Origin of the sequence: Pyrobaculum islandicum DSM 4184 (assembly GCF_000015205.1) — an archaeon.
GTDB lineage: Archaea > Thermoproteota > Thermoprotei > Thermoproteales > Thermoproteaceae > Pyrobaculum > Pyrobaculum islandicum.
On sequence record NC_008701.1, the window covers coordinates 1492071 to 1510231 of the forward strand.

An 18161-nucleotide genomic window follows, 5' to 3' on the forward strand; every position below is an offset into this window, starting at 1 on the left:
TATGCCTGTAAAAATCATCGATCATGTTTACGCCCAGTATCTCCTTACTCAATTAAGAAACAGAAATACAAAAGGTATTGACTTTAGAAAGGGACTTGTAAGACTAGGACGTATCGTAGGGTATGAGCTTGTAAGGTATTTCCCGACTAGAGAGGTAGAGGTAGAGACTCCTTTAGGCAAGGCTGTGGGTATTGAAATACTGGGTCTTGACAAAGTTATAATTGTACAAATTCTCCGCGCTGCCATGCCCTTTGTCGAAGGTCTATTAAAGGCTTTTCCACAAGCACGTCTAGGCGTGATAGCTGCAAGAAGGAAGGAGGAGGGGGGTGTAGTAGACGTGGAGGTTTTCTACTCAAAAATTCCAACCGTCGAAAGGGAAGACATAGTCATAGTAGCAGACCCTATGTTAGCCACAGGCATTACGATGACTAGAGCAATAGAGGAGGTTTATAGAGTGGGACAACCTGGAAGACTCATTGTAGTCTCTGTAATTGCCACGCCTGTGGGTATTGAGCGTGTTTTATCTAAATATCCGGAGACAGAGATCTTTGTAGTAGCTATAGATCCCACACTTAACGATAAAGCTTTTATAGTGCCCGGTCTGGGCGACGCCGGCGATCGTGCCTTCTCAACTTAGTGTCCGTATTGTGATATATGCCCAGTATCCCACGGCCAAATACGCTAGGTAGGGCAGGCCGTATCTCGCCTTAATCCACTCCTTTTCGGTTTTAATAGCCGTAGGATTGTATTTCTCCATATCTTTTACCTCTCCCACTATATATTTAAGCGGATTTTTTAAAAACTCTTGACGTGACACACAGACATGAGTTATTTTTTCCAAGGCCGACATTTGACACGGTCTCTTACGGTTTTTTAAGTACAGCCATAACATAGTTAGAGGTAGCAAGAGGGATCCGGCTATAACTACCACAAACGGAGTTGGCAAAAAGAGTACAGGTGGCGCGGCGCTAATAAGCGCTAGCGCTATAGAGTCGGCGTATCCGGCCCCCAACAGTCTCATAGACAGAGCCAATGCGGCGCCTATAGCAAGCGAGAAGAGGTAGAGCGGGCTCCCCCAGTTTAGGTATATCAACATGGCGGCAGGAGCCGCTGACGCTATGAAGATCCGCGGATCTATCTCCCTGGTCTTGAGGTCTTGTATTGCCGCAATCGTCAGCAAAATGCCGAGAGCTACCTCGCCTATCATCGCTGGAGTCTCCTCTTTAAGGCGTCGATCCGCGGAGTTGCCAGGGGATTCACCCCTTTGGTTTCCGCAAGTTTAACTGACGCTATACCAACTTCCCTAAGGAAAGAGAGTATACCTCTTGGGTGCATCTCCACTGTGTATTGTACCCCGCCGAGGATTTCTAACGTCGCTTTTACCCGCTCACGGTGTTCTGGCGGTATATGGGGACTTGTCAATGCCACCACGGGCCGTTCAGCTCCCTCAATCCAATTATGGTGAGCCTCTGGGAGGATCTCTACAGAGGGCTCTATCTTGCTATTTTCATTAAATTCGTTTTTTACGCGGTACGCCACGCCCCTCATGCTCTCAGGCGCTACAATAGTCGGTCTTTTTTGAAACTCTACAATCAAGCTTTGGACAAGGCCCTCGTTTATTGGCTCTAAGAAGTCAGGAATTTCAATATTTATACCATAGATGTGACGTATTACGTGGAGAGCCGCTGTAAATAGCTGTGGAAGCGCGGCGCGTGGCGCAGAGGCCTTTGGCACTATTACTGTTGGAATACCGGCTTGCGCAAGTCTGCCGCCCGTGGTTATGGCTATAGCCGGAATTCTCTTCTTTTTTGCATATTCTACAGTATATAGAGTTTCTACGGTGTTCCCAGAGTAAGACACAGCAATTAACAAACCGTCTCTAGCCCTTAAAAAGTAGTCTTTTACAGGTATCACTTCAAAATCCCAATTCCACACTATGGAAAGATCTCTAATAAGATCCCCCACTACGCCAGAGCCGCCCATACCGCTAATATAAAGCCTAGGCGTCGGCTCTATCGATATTTCCACTCCTTCTATACGGTAACTAAGCGGTATGTTGACATTCTTTATTATATAGCGTTCCCAGCTTAGGTAGTCTTCCAACATGTTCACATTACTCATTGAGACGGCTTTTAAAATATACAAAAAGTATAAGATGTGCCTCGCTTTAGCGTTGTCATAAACGGCGTTGAGATATCTAGAGAGTGGAATTGGGAGCAGATTTTAAAAGTCAAGGAGGAGCTAAAGAAGTTAGGGTTTCGATGGAACGGCTCGAGTTGGCAAGGGAGGACAAAAGACCTAGGCATATTGACGAGAGTTAAACACCTCCTGGAATTAAGCCACGAAGAATACATGTCTATTCTCTCAACTATAAGCCACAATGCTTCAGGCGGTGCAATTTTGATAATCGGATCACTACCCGATGAGTTAAAAAACAGCGTAATTACCAGTGAAGGTGATGTCCATCTTGTATCTTTAACAGGATTTCTCAGGAGGTTTATCGCCGAGAGTAAAGAGATAAGTCGCGTATCTAGTTTCGAAGAGTTAGTAGAGATAGGCGGAGAGAGGTTAAGAGAGACTCTCCGAGGAGTCCAGGTATTAGGCGACTTAGAGAGTGCCATAAGAAATGCAAAGGAATTTGTACTGTCGTCAAACAAACTGAGAGAACTCTTTTTAAAGAGGAGAAGTTGGAGAACGGCCTCTGTAGGACCAAATTACGCTAAAGTTAACTTTTTAGCGTCTGGCTTATTAAAGCGGCTTGGAGAAATTAAGCTTAAGTACAATATAGTCAATAAAGACGGCGATCTTGAAGAGCGCGATTTAAAACTTGTAAATATTTTGAAAAATGAGAACTACTATATAATTAGATTTCCTATATTTATAAGAGATAGAATTATAAAAATATTAGAGGAATTTGGTTATGTAATAGAGAGTTTAAATATGAGATATCCCAGTGTTGAATACAAAAAGTCGTTTTCCCTATACCCATTCCAATCGGAAGCTGTAGAAAGTTGGGTTAGGTACGGCATGAGAGGCACTGTCGTTATACCGACAGGCGGCGGAAAAACTTTTGTCGGCCTTGAGGCTATACGTAGAACTGGAGTTTCCGCCTTAGTTTTAGTAGTAACTAAAGAGTTGGCACTACAATGGGTTGAACGAATTAGGAAGTATTTAGGCGTCTCTCCCGGCATGCTTGGCGGCGGCGTAAAAGATTTAAGAGATGTGACAGTTGCGATCTATAACTCCGCTGTTAAATACATTGATGAAATCACAGGAAGATACGGCCTTGTGGTCTTTGATGAAGCTCACCACGTCCCCGCAGAGACATTTAAAGAAGTTGCGCTAAACTTAGACTCGCCCTACAGATTAGCACTTTCAGCAACGCCAGAGAGAGAGGACAAAAACGAGCACCTAATTTTTGAAGCCGTGGGGCCGATTGTATACAGGGTCTCCTATCGCTCAATGATAGAGGCTGGTCTAGTCGTCCCTGTGGAACACTACAGAGTTTATGTTAGGATGACAAAAGAAGAAGAAGAGACCTATCGTTCTCTGCCGGCTGACAATGCAATACTATTAAGAAACGCCGCGGCGAAAAGCAGTAGAAAAATAGAGGTAGCATTGCGTATAGTCTCTAGAGAGGTTGCGCTTGGTTCAAAAGTGTTAGTTTTTACACAATTTATAGACCAAGCAGAGGAGGTATACAGAAGGTTACGAGAAATGAAGATAGCCGCAGAGCTCATCACCTCAGAAGAGGGAAATCGCGAGATTGCGCTAAGGCGGTTTAGCTCTGGAATTAGTAACGTAGTTGTAACTACGACAGTTTTAGACGAGGGGGTAGATGTGCCAGACGCCGAAGTGGCTGTCATAGTGAGCAGCACGGGATCTAAGAGACAGATGATACAACGAGTTGGCCGTGTGGTCAGAGCGGCTGCCGGCAAAAAAGCCGCTAGAGTATACGAGATAATTACTAGAGGAACTATAGAGGAGGCGTTGTCAGAAGCGCGCCACTTTAACGATGTAGTAGAGGAAGTTATCTGCAAAAGAGTCTTAGAACAAGACCTAGACACACTTCTTAATAGAACTACGTCGTTAACTAAGTGGCTGAGAGGGGGAATCCATTAGATATTCTGTGCTAAGTATGATTCGTATTTCTCTATCAACTCTGGCGAATCTTTTTCCTCAGGTACTAATAGTATATACTCAATGTCCTCCTCTGCATATCTATAGCTTTTCCAATATCTAAACCTCAGTTCCTTAGGTAGGTACAACATAGCTAATCTCCTATCGCCGAAGGCGTGTCTCATTTTACAATCGCAACCGTCCACTGGTTGATCTGTAAGAATATGGTACCCCACGCCGCAATCACAGAGCCAATATTCTTTATTTTTTACATGGGTAAAGATAAAGGCGTCTACTCTATCTTGTACTCTTCTATATATTGGCTCTATTACCCCCTCTATATAGAGTATAGGCTCTACAGTGAAGTGTATCGGCATGATTGCGACATATCCCGTGGCTGTCCTCCAGTAGTATTTTCTATTCTTTTTCACCGGCTCAATTATGCCCTCAAAGTAGAGTTTGTTAAGTACTCTCAATACTTTATGTCGCGGCTGTTTAAGTAAATTTACAAGCTCTGATGTAGTCACCTCACCTCTCTCGCGTAATATACGCAATATCTCTTCTCTTAAATCCATGTCACTTTTTCAGTATATATATAAAAATTTTATTGTGATATACAAACAGCTTTTATATACTGAGGCGAGAAGCTCTCCGAAGATCAGAATGTATTACATAAGTTCTACTTTTGTCTCTGGCTTCATTCTTTAAGCTTCTGTTTTCATACGTATGTGATAACCACTCTACAGCGTTCCATTACGTTTCCCCCCATCAGGCTAAAAAAGATAGACGACTATGTAATATACATTACAACGCACGAAGTCTCGCTTGAAGAACTAAAAGAGAGAGGATTTGATATCGGAAAAGGCAAAGGAGATATCACAAGATTTCTAGAACGGCTAAAGATAGTTGAAGTACTGAACGGCTCTGTGCGACTAACTGCATTAGGTAGACGGTTTGTTACTCTTAAGGAGATTCTCGGCTTGTCTATATATCATGCGCTGTTTTTCCAAAGAGTTCCACAATATAGGCTTTTGGTAGAGATATTAAAGGAAGTTAGAGAAGTTAGACGTGAGGATTTATATAACCTTGTAAATGACCGTATATCGAAGATGTCGCCGACGGCATGGGTAAATAAAGTCGCGTTTAAAACCTTGTTACAAATTGCAGAAGATCTAAACGTTGCAAAGAGAAACGGAAATATCTATAGCTTCCTGGAAGATCCCGTAGAGAGATCAGTAATCGAGTACTATGAAAGATACGGTGTAAAAATAGGCCAAAGCTTCTACGTACGTCCAGATGCAGTAATAATAAAAGAATGTGGAAAAGAGGAGCCTCCATACGGTCTCTACAGAGTTGATGCCGTATGTACAGTGTCAAATATATATAACATTTTTACAGAGTGATAATAATGAAGAGAAGAGAGGAGAGACGTACCACCTTGTTTGACTTTATACAGCAGGAGAAGAAACTGGAAGAGCGCGCGCCAAGTAGGGATATATCTGAAGAACTATATCAAATGCTCAAAACTAGACGGCAGGTAAGTAAAGAGGAAGTTACAAAATGGGCAAAAGATAGGGGGGTGACAACCGTAGAGTTGATAAAAGCTATAGAGAAGCTTATAACAGAAAAAAAGATAAAAAAGCGGCTTGACGACGAGGGAAACTTAGTCTATGAGGTAATATAAGTGCTGATGTTATACAGGTTTACGGTTATAGTTCCGTTGTAACTCAGGTCTATACAGGAGGCAACAACGATAGGCCCTGATTTATTTGCCGACAGAAAACAACTAGTATGTCTTGTAGCTTCAAAGACAGATTTATAGTAAAGTAACTCCGACATAAGATATCCGGTATAAGTCGCCAATATAACGCAAATTGAAAAAAGAAGCGTTGCTATTACACCCTCTACTATATTCATGACGAGAAGATTTCGCGTAGCATCTCAATATGACTAAATGCATATAGTGCTACGTAAAGCGTTGCGAGCGCTAATACTGTCATTAACAAGTGGTACAAAATTCTCATAGTCGAGCTATAAATGTGTTCATATACTCTATATCTTTTAATACTCCCTTAATTATTAATAAAAGACTATCCCATGGAAATATTATTACAAATATTAATAATAATATAGAAACTACGGCGGCGACGACAGCACTGAGTAGAGTCTCTTCTAGAACTTTCACATATCTATCATGTAGTTTAAAAGCTAATGTATAAAAAGCTTAAAAAGCAGCACAATCTTCATGACCAATGGGGATTTTAAACTCCTGCCCAGTTATAATCCTCATAAAGTAGAGACAGCAGTACTAGAGTTTTGGGATAAGAACAGAATATTTGAGAAATGGAAGACTTGGCGCGGCGGCCCTATATTCGCCTTTCTAGAGGGGCCTCCTACCACAAACGGCATGCCACATGTAGGACATATCAGAGGCCGTACGTATAAAGACGTAGTATTGAGGTTTTATAGACTTTTGGGCTACGACGTATGGCCACAAGGCGGCTGGGATATGCAAGGCATGCCCGTCGAGTGGGAGGTAGAGAAGAGACTTAAGCTAAAGAGTAAGAAAGAGGTGGAACTGTACGGGCTTGAACAGTTTGCAAAAGAGTGCAATAAGCTAGTAGACGAATACCTCGCCTACTGGAGAGAGTGGGGAACCAGGAGACTAGGACTTTGGCTAGACATAGATAACGCATATGAGACTAGGAGACCTGCATATATAGAATACGTTTGGCGGGTTATTAAGAGGGCGTATGAACGCGGCCTGCTCGTAGAGGACTACAGAGTGTTGTGGTTCTGCCCCAGGTGCGAGACTTCGCTTAGCGACCACGAAGTGGCGCTTGGCTACGAGGAGAGGAAAGACCCCTCGATATACGTCAAATTCAAAGTAGAGGGGCGTGAAAATGAGTATTTAATCATTTGGACCACAACGCCTTGGACTCTAGTTGATAATGAGGCCGTGGCGGTCCACCCGGAGTATGCCTACGTCAAGGTTGAGGTGGAAAATGGGGAAAGGTGGTGGGTCGCAGAACAGCTAGCGCCTAGGCTGATGGAACTGTTCGGGGTAAAGAGGTGGCATATCGTAGAGGTGAGGAAGGGCTCCGAGCTCTTCGGCCTCCGCTACATGCACCCACTTGCTGAAGAGGTGCCGGAGAGGGCGGGGAGAACCTACACAGTGGTCACCGCAGATTTCGTGACGCTAGATCAAGGCACAGGCCTTGTACACATAGCGCCCGGCCACGGCCCCGAGGACTTTGAAGTTGCTAGAAAGTACGGTCTCAGGGTTACAAACAGCGTGGAGATCAACGGCATATACAACGAAATGGGTGGCAAATACGCTGGGAAGTATGTACACGACGTAGATAAAGAAATCATCGAAGACCTCCGAAAGAAGGGCCTCCTAGTCAAGGCGGAGGAGATAAAGCATGAGTACCCCCACTGCTGGAGGTGCGGCACCAAGCTCATACTTAGGGCAGATAGACAGTGGTTCATTGCGATATCTAAGATCAGAGAGCATATGTACAAGGAGCTGAGAGGAGTAAACATAGTACCTCAGAAGCTCAGGGACAGATTCGATATCTTTGTCCAAAACGCTCGCGACTGGAACATTTCAAGGAGTAGAGTGTGGGGTACCCCCCTGCCGATATGGCGCTGTAAAAAAGATGGGAGGATCCTCGTCGTAGGGTCCCTGGAGGAGTTGAAGAAGCTGGCTAAGGAGCTCCCGCCGGTAGACGACTTCTGGCTTGTGCACAGGCCCTGGATAGACAGAGTAGTGCTGAAGACTGAGGACTGCGACGAGTGGGTTAGAGAGCCCTACGTGATTGACGTGTGGCTAGACAGCGGCGTTGCCTGGATCGCGGCTGTAGACGGAGAGAGGAACAGAGAACTCTGGTCTAAACTGTTCCCATACGACTTTGTGACCGAGGGCATAGACCAGACCAGGGGGTGGTTCTACTCGCTACTGGCGTCTGCGATGGTATACATCGGGAGAGCGCCGTATAAAACTGTGTTAATACAAGGCCTCATCCTAGATAAATACGGCCAGAAGATGTCTAAGAGCAGAGGCAACGTCATCTGGGCCAAGGACCTCTTTGAGAAGTACGGCGCAGACCCAGTCCGTCTGTACATCCTATTGAAGGCGGCGCCTTGGGAAGACCTCGCCTTTGACCCCGACGAGGTAAAGATGGCTATAAGCAATTTAAACATACTATGGAACATCGTAAAATTTGCCGACATGTATATGTCACTTGATGGATTCTCTGCAGAGAAGTATCCGCTTGAGGAGTGGATAGACAAAGCTCTTGACGAAGATAGATGGCTATTGTCTGAACTCAACAAGTTGATAGAAGACTTTACGCAATATATCAGAAACTTTGAGTTTCACAAAGCGGCAAACCTCTGGAGGGACTTTATAGTTGAGACTTTAAGCCACCGCTATATAAGACTTCTACGTAGACGTGTTTGGACCGAAGAACCTAGCGCCGATAAATATGCCGCATATGCTGTCTTACACCATGTGTTAAAAAACGTGCTAATATTAGGCTCTATACTTGTACCATTTATCACCGAATATCTATGGCAGACATATGTTAAAAAATTCGAGAGAGAGACCGCAGAGTCTGTACATTTGGCGAATTATCCAACCGCAGGCCCCATAGATAAAGAGCTTATGGAAATCTTCCATGAGTTATTCACTGTCTTCTCTGCTTTAGCTGAGGCCAGAAATAAGGCTGGCATAAAACTCCGCTGGCCTATAAGAGAGGTTTACATAAACGGAGGGAGATATGTAGATAGATATAAGGAACTTCTAAAGTATCTAAGCAATGTAAAAGAGGTCAAAGTCGGCACATGTCCTAGCGAATATATAAAAGCTACAGAGGGCACAATCGAGGTTTGTATACCTGCTAAGCTAGAGCCTGAGCTTTACTATGAAGCGTTGGCAAGAGAAATCGTCCGTAGGATACAGGTCATGCGTAAAGAAGCTGGACTAGAGATAAACGACGTCATACAAATAGTAATAGACACAGAGTTGGAAGATGTTAAAAAAGCAGTAGAGATCTTCCAAGACTACATAAAACGAGAAACTCGCGCCATGGAGTTAAAAATTGCAAAAACGACAAGCGGCAAAGAGTGGGACATATTAGGCGAAAGAGTGACTATAGAAATTAGAAAAATATGACCGCACCGTCTGTCCCTAGGCTATTGCGCCTAGGGACTTTCTCCTCGTCTGCGCCTTCACCGGCGTCTCGGGCGTGGGGCCGGGTGGCCATCCTTGAGTGCTCGTTTCTCGATGTTTATGACGGCTGCCGCGTCTCTCCCCCACAGCTCTCATAGCCGTAGAGGCTATGACCGCACTCCCGCTCTAAAGGGCAGGGTTTTAAGTCGTAGTCAGTTGGTAGGGGCATGCTCATTTTCTCACTGAAGAACCACATCATCACCAATTATATTTACCTCTAAACCTCAAATTTATTCATGATGATAACGACCGCTTACGAATTGTGACGAGGGTATGCAGCGCTGACACAACTTTACGAAATATAAATGTAGTTAAATTGAGGTGTTGTGAAAGAGTACTTGGCCTTATTCGTAATTATCGCCGTGTTTCTCTATCTTACATATACCATAGCGTCTCTACCTGGATCAGACGGTTTGCCTGGTAATGGCGGTTATATAAGCGATGAGGTTTGGTATGTCACGTCGGCTAGAAACATACTGCACGACTTCTTTAAAACTCCAGCTAACTCGCCCTACTATACCACCACATTGGACTGTCTCACTAATGAGAGCAGAATTGTGAAAGAATATGTCAACATAAATGCAGTAACTGTTACAGGCAACGTCAAGTGTTACATAAGGAGGGGATTTCCATATCCAGACAAAGAGGGGATACTCAGCTACTACAACTTTGAACATCCTCCGCTGGCTAAATACGTAATAGGACTTATGGAGGCCATCCACGACGAGCCGCTCTTCTGGAGGATCCCCTCTATGGTGCTTGGAGCGGCCACGCTTATACTCGTCTTTCTCTCGGCGAGACGTGTAACGGGAAATCTATGGGCGCTGGCAGCTACGGCTCTCATGATATTCGACAACACCTTTAGAGCTATGTCCGGCATCGCCATGCTAGATATATATCTCGCGTTTTTTACAGCTCTGCTAGTCTACCTCCACCTCTCTGGGAGACTACTGGGAGTTGGAACGGCATTAGGTCTCGCGGCTTCTGTTAAATACTCTGGGGTGTTTCCCCTATTTGGACTTGCCTACTTATACGGAAGACGGGGGGTCTGGGGCTTCGTAGCGGTTTTTCTCATGGCTATGTCTGTGTTTACACTGGTCAACATGCCTATCGCCGGACAGTTAGGCATCCAAAGGTGGGTTCATGAGATTCTAGCCGCAATATCGTGGCATACTACCTCCAGACCGCCGGGCCCTATCGCCTCTAACCCCTTGGACTGGCTTTGTATGCACAATAGTTTCGCCCTATATACCAGCCCAGACATATATGCCTCAGGGACACCCGCATATCTTGTAGCGTTGGTTTATGCCTTATATAAAAGAGATGACGTTTCTATACTGTATCTTTCTACATATGGGGGCTATTGGCTGGTGTATTTGCTTGGCAACCACACGCTCTACAGCTTCTACACTACGCACTTCTCGCCGCTCGCTCATATACTAATCGCAAGGCTTTTATCAGACATAGCTAGGAGGAAGTAGATTGGCGTTTGCTTACTTCTGTATGGATACGACTTAGTCTTTCGTATATGTCGAGAAGTAGAGACATAGACCGTAGATGGTCTACCATTTCAGATGCCGTTAGCTTTTCTAACTCTCTACCAAGCTGTAGAATTTTGTCAAAAATTATTTTCCTGACTTCTCTTAGCTGAATTACCTCTAGCGCTTGTTGTGCCTCCTCTTCAGATTTTACAAGTACTACAGTCTTCTCACAATTGGCGCAGTAGAGCTCTCCCGTTTTTAATCTCACTAATACGGTACCGCAGACAGGACAAGTATACGGCGTAAGAGCTGCGCCGGCCCTAACTAGTTGGGCTATTTTTTTCACAACATCTCTCTCCACAGTGTCTGAACTGATAAAGAGAGTATAAATATTAGTGTTCGTAGCCAGTTAACTGCTTTAATAAAGCCCATATGAGAAAAACTTGTGGACGTCGTAAAAATACTGCTTCTCACCCTGGGAGGGGGGCTTGAACATGCACTTAACGTATACAGACAGTTGAAAGATCTACAACTTGAAATAGTAGAGGGGGGCAATGTGTTAATAAATGGGATATCTGTCGTAGGAAAGGGCACAAATAGTGTTGTCTTTAAATGTAGGCCGGAAATTACAAAAAACGTAGAGCTAGCTTGTAAGTTACGGAGGGGGGATTCCACAAGATCTTCATTTGCGCCAGAGGGACAGTTCCTACATCTTGCAAACACCGTCGGCGTGGGGCCTGAGGTTTATGCCTACTACAAGGACATTGTTATATACCGCTATATAGATGGCATACACATTGATACATGGTGGAGAGAGGCGTCGCCTGAGAAAAAACGCATAGTTGTGGAAGAGCTCATGAGCCAAGCCTATAAACTTGATAAAATCGGGCTGTCACACAACGAATTATCTAGACTTGAAAAGCATGTCTTAATAGAACGCGACTTGCCTGTGATAATAGATTTCGAATCCGCAACGCTTGGGAGTAGAAATAACGTAACCCAGGTGTCAAACGGTCTTATGCGTCTAGGGCTAAAGCCTCCTGCGGAGTCCTTGCGGACGTATAAAAGGTGTTTATGTATTGATGCCTTTAAAGAGATTCTAAGATTTTTCCTTGACCAACTTTAGGGAAATTTCCCAAATCTTATCACCTAGGTGATGTAAGTTTATCAAGACTTTACCCTTTTGCATCTGTTCAATTTCGGACTTCGAATATAGGGCTACTGATATAGCAATCACACGGTTTTTTTCGTCTGTTACAAATACAATATCCCCCTTATTAAAATCGCCAACAAAGCTCTTTATCCCAGGGCGCATAATATCTGCGCCTTTTATTATGCGAACAACCGCACCTTGATCTACCACGGCTTTGGGATACTGAGGGAGAAGCCTATTCTTTGAAGATTTGTGAATAAGATAGAGAGTGGGGACAACAAAAACCCCCAACTCCCCCTCTGAGACCTTTAAAAATAGAGGCTCTCCATCTACTAAATAGATATGTTGTTTTTCAGATACATGAGCCACTTCTACCACATCTGCCTCCTCTAATATAGACGTCATAAAGTTGTATGTCTCACGCAATTCTTTAATCTCCCTGTTGCTAAGCCTTGTGCGTTTCACACATAATTTTCTAGACCCTAGTAAAATATTTTATTACAACGCTATCTCAGCTTATGAATGTCTCGTCATCTATAAGCCTTGCCGGGTGTCGTCACAAGCATATGCATAATATAGTCTTTAATTTTTTAAGTTGAACAAATATATTACGTCGTGAATAAACTCGTGGAGGCAACTCTTAACATTGTTAGAAATATGGGAGAGTCTCTATTCGTAGATCTTTCTAAGCCATACGCCTATACCCTCGTGGCGAAGTTCGGTAATCAGAAATTCCTGATGCGTATCGCCTCAGACGCTGAAAACATATCAACAAGCGCAGTTCGTGACCTAAAAATACTAAGCGCGTATACAGATGCGATAAGTATATGCATAGTCTCAAGCGTAAGGGGACAGATACTTCAGAGGGGAACTGTGTATCTTAGGGATAACGTTAAGTTTATCTCTTTGTCTACTTTTGCCGATGCACTAAGAGGGAAGGGGCCGGTTTTTAAATTCAACCGTGGGATGTTTACCGCAGTTATAGATGGGGAGAATCTAAGGAGGAAGAGAGAGGAAAGAGGCATGAGCTTAGGAGTCTTGGCAGATAGATTAGGAGTAACTCGCGAAACTGTGTATCGCTACGAGAGGGGGGAGATAGAGACGCCTTTAAGGGTAGCGCAGAAACTTATTGAAATGTTCGGAGAAGACGTAGTACGCAAATTCGATATAAATGAAAAACCGGCTATAAACCAAGATGAGATTAGAAACAGAGAGATCGTAAGAAACACCTATAGACTGCTGGAGAGCCATCCAGATGCCATTAGAGCAAGCGATCGTACATTACTTGTGTCTAGGAATAAAGACAGAAGAGAATATGAGAAGACCGTAGAGTTGGCAAACGCGCTTAACGTAGAGGTAGAAAATTTGTGAAGCTTATCTTAAACAAGGAAGGCGCCGTAGAGTTCTACATTCCCGACCCCCAAACATATAGAAGCATATACTCTGCTCCAGTATTCTACAACCCATCTATGGAGAAGAACAGGACGTTGTCAGTACTCTTGTTAAAAACCTACGGGAGTGGTCTCACGGTTTGCGAACCTCTAAGTGGGACCGGCATAAGAGGTATTAGATATGCTATAGAAAGCAACGCAGTAGGTAGACTAATATTAAACGATATATCTAAAGAGGCTGTAGAATTGATTAAGAAAAATCTGGAATTGAATGGAGTAGAGGGAGAGGTATACAACGAAGATGCAAACGTCTTGTTACATAAGCTCAGAAATACATGTGATGTAGTTGACATAGACCCCTTCGGTTCCCCAGCCCCCTTTCTTCATGCGGCGTTTAGAGCACTTAGAGATGAGGGGCTTATTTGTGTAACTGCAACAGATACGGCAGTGCTAGTTGGAAGATATCCTAGGAAATGCTTCAGACGTTATAATTCTGTCATAAGGAGAACGCCGTTTTACATAGAGTTGGGGCTAAGAAACCTAGTAGGATACGTCGCCAGAGTTGCCGCCTCGGAAGACTTCTCTATACAACCTGTATTTTCTTACTGGGAGAATCATTACTTTAGGACTTGCGCTCTTGCGACAAGAGGCGCGAGAGAGGCAGATGATTCACTGAATAATCTAGGCTATATATGGTATCTGAAAAAAAGGAGAAAAATTGTACAAACACTTGACGAACATTCGTCAGGACCTCTCTGGATAGGTCCTTTAGGAGATCCACTCGTTGTGCACAAGATGTCACAATATGGGGTATACAGCGTATTTCTCCAAACGCTAGAGATGGAATACTCTATACAAGCCCCGTGGTATTTTAGACTGCCTGAGTTCGCAGTGGATGGGAAAAGCCCAACTCTAGAAAAGACACTAGAACTATTAAGACGGGGCGGGATATATGCAACTCGTACACATATGTCGTACGATGGTTTTAAAGCTGAGGCAAATTACGACGAAATAGCAAGGATACTGAGTATATAATACTCAGATCTTTAGTTAACGTGGCCAAGGTTATTGCAGTTGCTGGACTACCTGGATCTGGTAAAACAACTGTAGCAAAAATAATCGAGAGATACGGCTATACATATTACAGCCTCGGAGATATAGTTCGTGAGGAGGCCCATAACATGGGCCTTCCGCCAGATAAAGTCTCTGTAATCCTAAGACTTGAAAGTGGAAGAAGAGCAATAGTAAGTCGACTACTAAAAAACGTAAAGCCAAGAGAGAAGATTGTAATTGACGGCATTAGAAGCCTAGAAGAGGTAGAGGCAATAGAAGAGACGATGGGGCTTGTCGTTTTAATATATGTAGTTGCCTCTAGAAAGGTAAGGTATCAAAGACTAGCAAGTAGGGGTAGAAGCGACGACCCATCTACATATTCACAATTTTTGATGCGTGACATACGTGAACTCTGGTTTGGACTCGCAGATCTTTTAACTAGGGCAGATTATATATTAGTTAACGAGAGAAAAACTGTAGAAGAGATAGAAAAAGAAATAATAACGTTACTATGAGAATTGAGGCAGTTGTAGAAGTGAGATTCACAGAAGATAGAGGTAAAGTTCTGAAAGCGCTACAGAACGTTTTCACACCGGTATCTATAGAAGAGAAACCAAGCGAATCTGGCGTTCTAATCGTAGCTACGTGTGAAGGGTATACGTGTCTTGAAAAATTAAGAAGTGCCATTTGGCGCCAGGGGATACAAGATGCGGCTAGAAATGTGATCTCAAAAGGTATAGTAAGTGAAAATACCATAATTTTCTCCGTCAATAAACAGGCCGCATATGTTGGTGTTGTCAGTTTTGTTACTGAAACCAACGAATCGCCCCTGGGCCCGATTACATTTACAGTGAAGACAAACAATGTAAGACAATTTCTTGACTGGTTAGCGCCTAGGACTTATAGAGGCAGAGTATACTACGAAGCTCCGCCACCCGACTAAACTCTCTCTATGTATATAACTCTATAAAGGCCACCGTGGAGATACATAGTGCAACTCTTAAGAAACGGGATGTCTACATATATAGGCGATGCGAATACTATATAGCCGTTTCTTTTTATGTAAAGCGGTGCGACACTTATAAACATATATAAGAGCGCTCTTATCTCCATCATTGATGTAGAGAGACGGCCATATGGCGGATCGCCTACTGCAGCATCTACCTCTCTAAGCGGAGGATAGGTCACATCCCAAATCACAACGTCACCCCTTATATTACGTTGTGCAATTCTTAGTATTTTCTCGTCTATGTCGCCTCCTATTACATAACCTCCTACTCTTTCAATTTCATATGCTATGGCGCCAGTGCCGACAAAAGGCTCCCATACTCTACTATTAGGCGTCACGCGGGCTAAGTTTACCATTAGACGCGCTGTTATAAAATCCAGTGTTTTAACGCTTCTTTCAATATTCGGCTTCTCTTTTCTTATCCTTCTGCCATTTACCGATTTTACCAAAGCCGCCCTATTGAAAATATCACAAGACTCACATTGGAACACTGCAACTGTCTCGTCTAATTTAACTATTTCGCATTTCCCCAGTTCTGCAAGTGCAAAAGCCTCCTCTTTAGATAGGCATAGAAACCGGCGATTTAACTCAACTTCACAAATCACTTCCGTTGAATTACCAGCTTCAAAATATAAGTAGTTGCAATTACAATAAATGTAGAGGCCATAAATAAAGCCACCGCTATAAGGGTCTCTGCTAAGTCTTTAGAGGGCTTTACAAGCACCGGGAATAGAAAATAGAAAAATGAGGCAGTAGCTACACCAGCGACAATTCCGCCAAATTTTATCTTTCTATATATAAAGTATGCCTCAGTAAGATAAGAGACAAATGGTAGTATTGACATAACTAATACAACATATTCAGGTATCCACATAACGTGAAGAAACACAGATAGCATATATACTACTATTGTAAACAGAGAAATTACAGTTGTTATAAATGTTATTTCAAACTTTTTGAGTACTTCTCTTAGAAAGTCATAAATACCAAATCCGTAGAGCATAGCAAAAAACGCAAAAAATAGAAATACTATAGTCAGTACACCCTTAACAACTTCTAAGTTAAATAATGTTCCAAGCAACGTTATAAAAAGAAGAAACGATGGTATCCCCACGGTATACCGTCTATACTCAGGTTCCTTTAAAGCCTTGTTTAGATAGTATCTAAACAATGTAACGGTTTCTTCAACGCCCCTGGCTTGTTTCACCACGATTCGCTGGACAGAGATTACAGGCCGTTTGCTCTGTATTGCGGGAATTGCAGCTTCGTCGCTAGGACCGTCTGAGACGAAATATATAGCATCTGCATCGAACAATGTAAGTACTTGTTCCAGCTCTCTTAACACTACAATATCAGCTACGGCGGGATCGGGAGATCCGCTTACAACTGCGACATTTATATTCTCCCCACCGTATTCTGATGATAATTTGTCATATATTTTTACAGCTGCAAATATTGCATTTGCATCTGAATCATCAGGGTTCATTAAAATATATCTAATTCCCAATCGCAAGACCTCATCTCTTCCAACTACAGGCGTAACGAAACCCCTACCCTTTAGGTCTCCATCTCTATCAACATAGAGAACAAGGATACGCACTATTCCTCCGGTAGATACCCGGCTTCAATTAAGATCTTTATCTCATCATGTGTCAAACGCTCGCCATTTAACAACTTGTTGTATAGAATCTCGGCTCTTTCTTTCAAGCTCTGCTCCGTAATAGCTTTTATTTGTGAACGCGCTTTGTTTCTCTCAGCTAATTCTAGCGCCTTTAGTAATATACTATACTTTTCAAGTTCCTCTTGTATAGCTCTTTTCTTCTCCCTAAGTTCCTTCCGCTTAACTGCCAATTGTAGAATCTCCTCTTTTATCTCTTCGCGTTTTCTCTTTAGCTCATCCCTCTTCTTTTTTAATTCTGCAAGCTCTTTATATATCTCTTGTCTACTCGCCTTCAAATTTGCTAGTTCTTGCTTGACAAGAGCTAGATCTTGCGCAAGACGTGCTATCTCATTACGTATGGCCTCTCGCCTATTCTTATATTCGTCAACCTGATTCTTGAGAGCAGCAATGTGAGTCCTTATTTTTTCTATCGAATCAACAATATTAAGTTCTTTTTCAATTTGACTAATATATTTTATAAACTGGCGTTCCCACTCTGGGTTTGTCGGCGATGTTTCAAAGAAATATTCAAGTTGTTCAATAATACGTCTGAGTTTTTCTTTCTCAAGAGTTTTACCACCTATGTATTCATTAAGTGTCGATAATAAATTTCTATAAACAACTATTTTTTCTTTATACTTTTGTATAGTAATATTAATTTGGACAAGCTCATTTTTTAAATTTCCTATTTGGCTAATTATTTGACTTTTTCTCTCTACTAACGAACCTATCGTTTCTCTGGTCTTCTGAAGTTGGTTTCTCTTTCCGTCTATTAAAGATCTAACTTCAGCTAGTTGCTTACGTATATCATTTAGAAGAGCTTTCTTAGCGTTTATCTCGCTTGTTATTTTGTCAATCTGGCCTTGGATTTCATCTATCTGAGAACTTACTTCACGAATTTTCTCAAGCAGCTCTTCTCGACTAAACACGCCATGAGAAAAGCACTGGTTTAAAAACTTGCAATTTTCAGTGCAACTGAAGAGAGACGGCACTCCTTGCCCCTCAATGGTGTCTGTGTTTTTTAAATCTCTAGACAACGACACTCTTTTGCTAAGTCCT

Annotated in this window: 20 protein-coding genes; 11 read left to right on the plus strand and 9 right to left on the minus strand. The window is 42.9% G+C overall.

Translation table 11 applies throughout. From position 1 onward, the window contains the following. Window position 1: 1 nt before the first annotated feature. Window positions 2–637: a uracil phosphoribosyltransferase gene (gene upp / locus PISL_RS08440; RefSeq protein WP_011763370.1), complete on the plus strand. Its 636-nt coding sequence runs from the start codon at window positions 2–4 to the stop codon at window positions 635–637. Here the strand turns inward: upp and PISL_RS08445 are convergent. Together PISL_RS08445 and PISL_RS08450 are read right to left on the minus strand one after the other, a co-directional pair. Further along, window positions 629–1207 (minus strand): A24 family peptidase, encoded by a 579-nt coding sequence (locus tag PISL_RS08445; protein ID WP_011763371.1) that lies wholly within the window; start codon window positions 1205–1207, stop codon window positions 629–631. The genes upp and PISL_RS08445 overlap by 9 nt on opposite strands. After that, window positions 1204–2106, minus strand: coding sequence for a bifunctional phosphoglucose/phosphomannose isomerase (locus tag PISL_RS08450; RefSeq protein ID WP_053240568.1), 903 nt, complete (start codon window positions 2104–2106; stop codon window positions 1204–1206). The genes PISL_RS08445 and PISL_RS08450 overlap by 4 nt, the downstream gene beginning before the upstream one ends. A 51-nt stretch (window positions 2107–2157) precedes the next feature. On the opposite strand from PISL_RS08450, the gene PISL_RS08455 reads away from it, so the two are divergent. Next, window positions 2158–4122, plus strand: coding sequence for a DEAD/DEAH box helicase (locus tag PISL_RS08455; RefSeq protein ID WP_011763373.1), 1965 nt, complete (start codon window positions 2158–2160; stop codon window positions 4120–4122). Here the strand turns inward: PISL_RS08455 and PISL_RS08460 are convergent. Further along, window positions 4119–4694, minus strand: a complete 576-nt coding sequence (locus tag PISL_RS08460; RefSeq protein WP_011763374.1) for a helix-turn-helix transcriptional regulator — start codon at window positions 4692–4694, stop codon at window positions 4119–4121. The two genes, PISL_RS08455 and PISL_RS08460, sit on opposite strands and share 4 nt — an antisense overlap. A gap of 153 nt (window positions 4695–4847) precedes the next feature. Between PISL_RS08460 and PISL_RS08465 the strand changes: the two genes are divergently transcribed. After that, a complete protein-coding gene (locus tag PISL_RS08465; RefSeq protein ID WP_011763375.1) occupies window positions 4848–5522 on the plus strand; it encodes a hypothetical protein in 675 nt (224 codons plus the stop codon). A 5-nt stretch (window positions 5523–5527) separates the two neighbouring features. Then, window positions 5528–5803, plus strand: coding sequence for a hypothetical protein (locus tag PISL_RS08470; protein WP_011763376.1), 276 nt, complete (start codon window positions 5528–5530; stop codon window positions 5801–5803). 336 nt (window positions 5804–6139) lie between these two features. Here the strand turns inward: PISL_RS08470 and PISL_RS11055 are convergent, their stop codons facing one another. Further along, window positions 6140–6304: a hypothetical protein gene (locus PISL_RS11055; RefSeq protein ID WP_167827680.1), complete on the minus strand. Its 165-nt coding sequence runs from the start codon at window positions 6302–6304 to the stop codon at window positions 6140–6142. A gap of 60 nt (window positions 6305–6364) precedes the next feature. Between PISL_RS11055 and ileS the strand changes: the two genes are divergently transcribed. Both ileS and PISL_RS08480 read left to right on the plus strand, forming a co-directional pair. Beyond that, window positions 6365–9298, plus strand: coding sequence for an isoleucine--tRNA ligase (ileS, locus tag PISL_RS08475; RefSeq protein ID WP_011763377.1), 2934 nt, complete (start codon window positions 6365–6367; stop codon window positions 9296–9298). Window positions 9299–9681: 383 nt separating this feature from the next. Then, window positions 9682–10836 (plus strand): glycosyltransferase family 39 protein, encoded by a 1155-nt coding sequence (locus PISL_RS08480; RefSeq protein WP_011763378.1) that lies wholly within the window; start codon window positions 9682–9684, stop codon window positions 10834–10836. Here the strand turns inward: PISL_RS08480 and PISL_RS08485 are convergent. After that, the gene (locus tag PISL_RS08485; RefSeq protein ID WP_053240467.1) at window positions 10823–11197 is read right to left on the minus strand and encodes an Sjogren's syndrome/scleroderma autoantigen 1 family protein; all 375 of its coding nucleotides are present in this window, start codon (window positions 11195–11197) and stop codon (window positions 10823–10825) included. The two genes, PISL_RS08480 and PISL_RS08485, sit on opposite strands and share 14 nt — an antisense overlap. An 84-nt stretch (window positions 11198–11281) precedes the next feature. Here PISL_RS08485 and PISL_RS08490 point away from each other — a divergent pair, with 84 nt between their 5' ends. Then, the gene (locus PISL_RS08490; RefSeq protein ID WP_011763380.1) at window positions 11282–11962 is read left to right on the plus strand and encodes a serine/threonine protein kinase; all 681 of its coding nucleotides are present in this window, start codon (window positions 11282–11284) and stop codon (window positions 11960–11962) included. On the opposite strand, the gene PISL_RS08495 is transcribed toward PISL_RS08490, so the two are convergent. Further along, a complete protein-coding gene (locus tag PISL_RS08495; protein WP_011763381.1) occupies window positions 11936–12454 on the minus strand; it encodes an RNA-binding protein in 519 nt (172 codons plus the stop codon). The genes PISL_RS08490 and PISL_RS08495 overlap by 27 nt on opposite strands. Window positions 12455–12604: 150 nt before the next feature. On the opposite strand from PISL_RS08495, the gene PISL_RS08500 reads away from it, so the two are divergent. From PISL_RS08500 to PISL_RS08515, 4 genes are read left to right on the plus strand one after another with little or no spacing between them, the layout of a single operon-like run. Next, a complete protein-coding gene (locus PISL_RS08500) occupies window positions 12605–13360 on the plus strand; it encodes a helix-turn-helix domain-containing protein (protein WP_011763382.1) in 756 nt (251 codons plus the stop codon). Continuing rightward, window positions 13357–14415, plus strand: coding sequence for a tRNA (guanine(26)-N(2))-dimethyltransferase (locus PISL_RS08505; protein ID WP_011763383.1), 1059 nt, complete (start codon window positions 13357–13359; stop codon window positions 14413–14415). Before PISL_RS08500 ends, PISL_RS08505 begins: the two co-directional genes overlap by 4 nt. Before the next feature lie 20 nt (window positions 14416–14435). Continuing rightward, window positions 14436–14948 (plus strand): AAA family ATPase, encoded by a 513-nt coding sequence (locus PISL_RS08510; protein ID WP_011763384.1) that lies wholly within the window; start codon window positions 14436–14438, stop codon window positions 14946–14948. Next, window positions 14945–15376, plus strand: a complete 432-nt coding sequence (locus tag PISL_RS08515) for an RNA-binding domain-containing protein (RefSeq protein WP_011763385.1) — start codon at window positions 14945–14947, stop codon at window positions 15374–15376. Before PISL_RS08510 ends, PISL_RS08515 begins: the two co-directional genes overlap by 4 nt. Here PISL_RS08515 and PISL_RS08520 read toward each other — a convergent pair. From PISL_RS08520 to PISL_RS08530, 3 genes are read right to left on the minus strand one after another with little or no spacing between them, the layout of a single operon-like run. Continuing rightward, entirely contained in the window at window positions 15373–16047 is a 675-nt protein-coding gene (locus PISL_RS08520) for a TRM11 family SAM-dependent methyltransferase (protein ID WP_011763386.1), read from the minus strand. The two genes, PISL_RS08515 and PISL_RS08520, sit on opposite strands and share 4 nt — an antisense overlap. Beyond that, window positions 16044–17042, minus strand: a complete 999-nt coding sequence (locus PISL_RS08525) for a DUF373 family protein (protein ID WP_011763387.1) — start codon at window positions 17040–17042, stop codon at window positions 16044–16046. Before PISL_RS08525 ends, PISL_RS08520 begins: the two co-directional genes overlap by 4 nt. Beyond that, window positions 17042–18031: a coiled-coil protein gene (locus PISL_RS08530; protein WP_053240468.1), complete on the minus strand. Its 990-nt coding sequence runs from the start codon at window positions 18029–18031 to the stop codon at window positions 17042–17044. The genes PISL_RS08525 and PISL_RS08530 overlap by 1 nt, the downstream gene beginning before the upstream one ends. Window positions 18032–18161: the final 130 nt, after the last annotated feature.

Excerpts from the sequence above, each read along its gene's own strand:
- ileS (WP_011763377.1), top strand. The coding sequence starts at position 6,365 with ATGACCAATGGGGATTTTAAACTCCTGCCCAGTTATAATCCTCATAAA.
- PISL_RS08460 (WP_011763374.1), bottom strand. The coding sequence starts at position 4,694 with ATGGATTTAAGAGAAGAGATATTGCGTATATTACGCGAGAGAGGTGAG.
- PISL_RS08515 (WP_011763385.1), top strand. The coding sequence starts at position 14,945 with ATGAGAATTGAGGCAGTTGTAGAAGTGAGATTCACAGAAGATAGAGGT.
- upp (WP_011763370.1), top strand. The coding sequence starts at position 2 with ATGCCTGTAAAAATCATCGATCATGTTTACGCCCAGTATCTCCTTACT.
- PISL_RS08450 (WP_053240568.1), bottom strand. The coding sequence starts at position 2,106 with ATGTTGGAAGACTACCTAAGCTGGGAACGCTATATAATAAAGAATGTC.
- PISL_RS08445 (WP_011763371.1), bottom strand. The coding sequence starts at position 1,207 with ATGATAGGCGAGGTAGCTCTCGGCATTTTGCTGACGATTGCGGCAATA.
- PISL_RS08470 (WP_011763376.1), top strand. The coding sequence starts at position 5,528 with ATGAAGAGAAGAGAGGAGAGACGTACCACCTTGTTTGACTTTATACAG.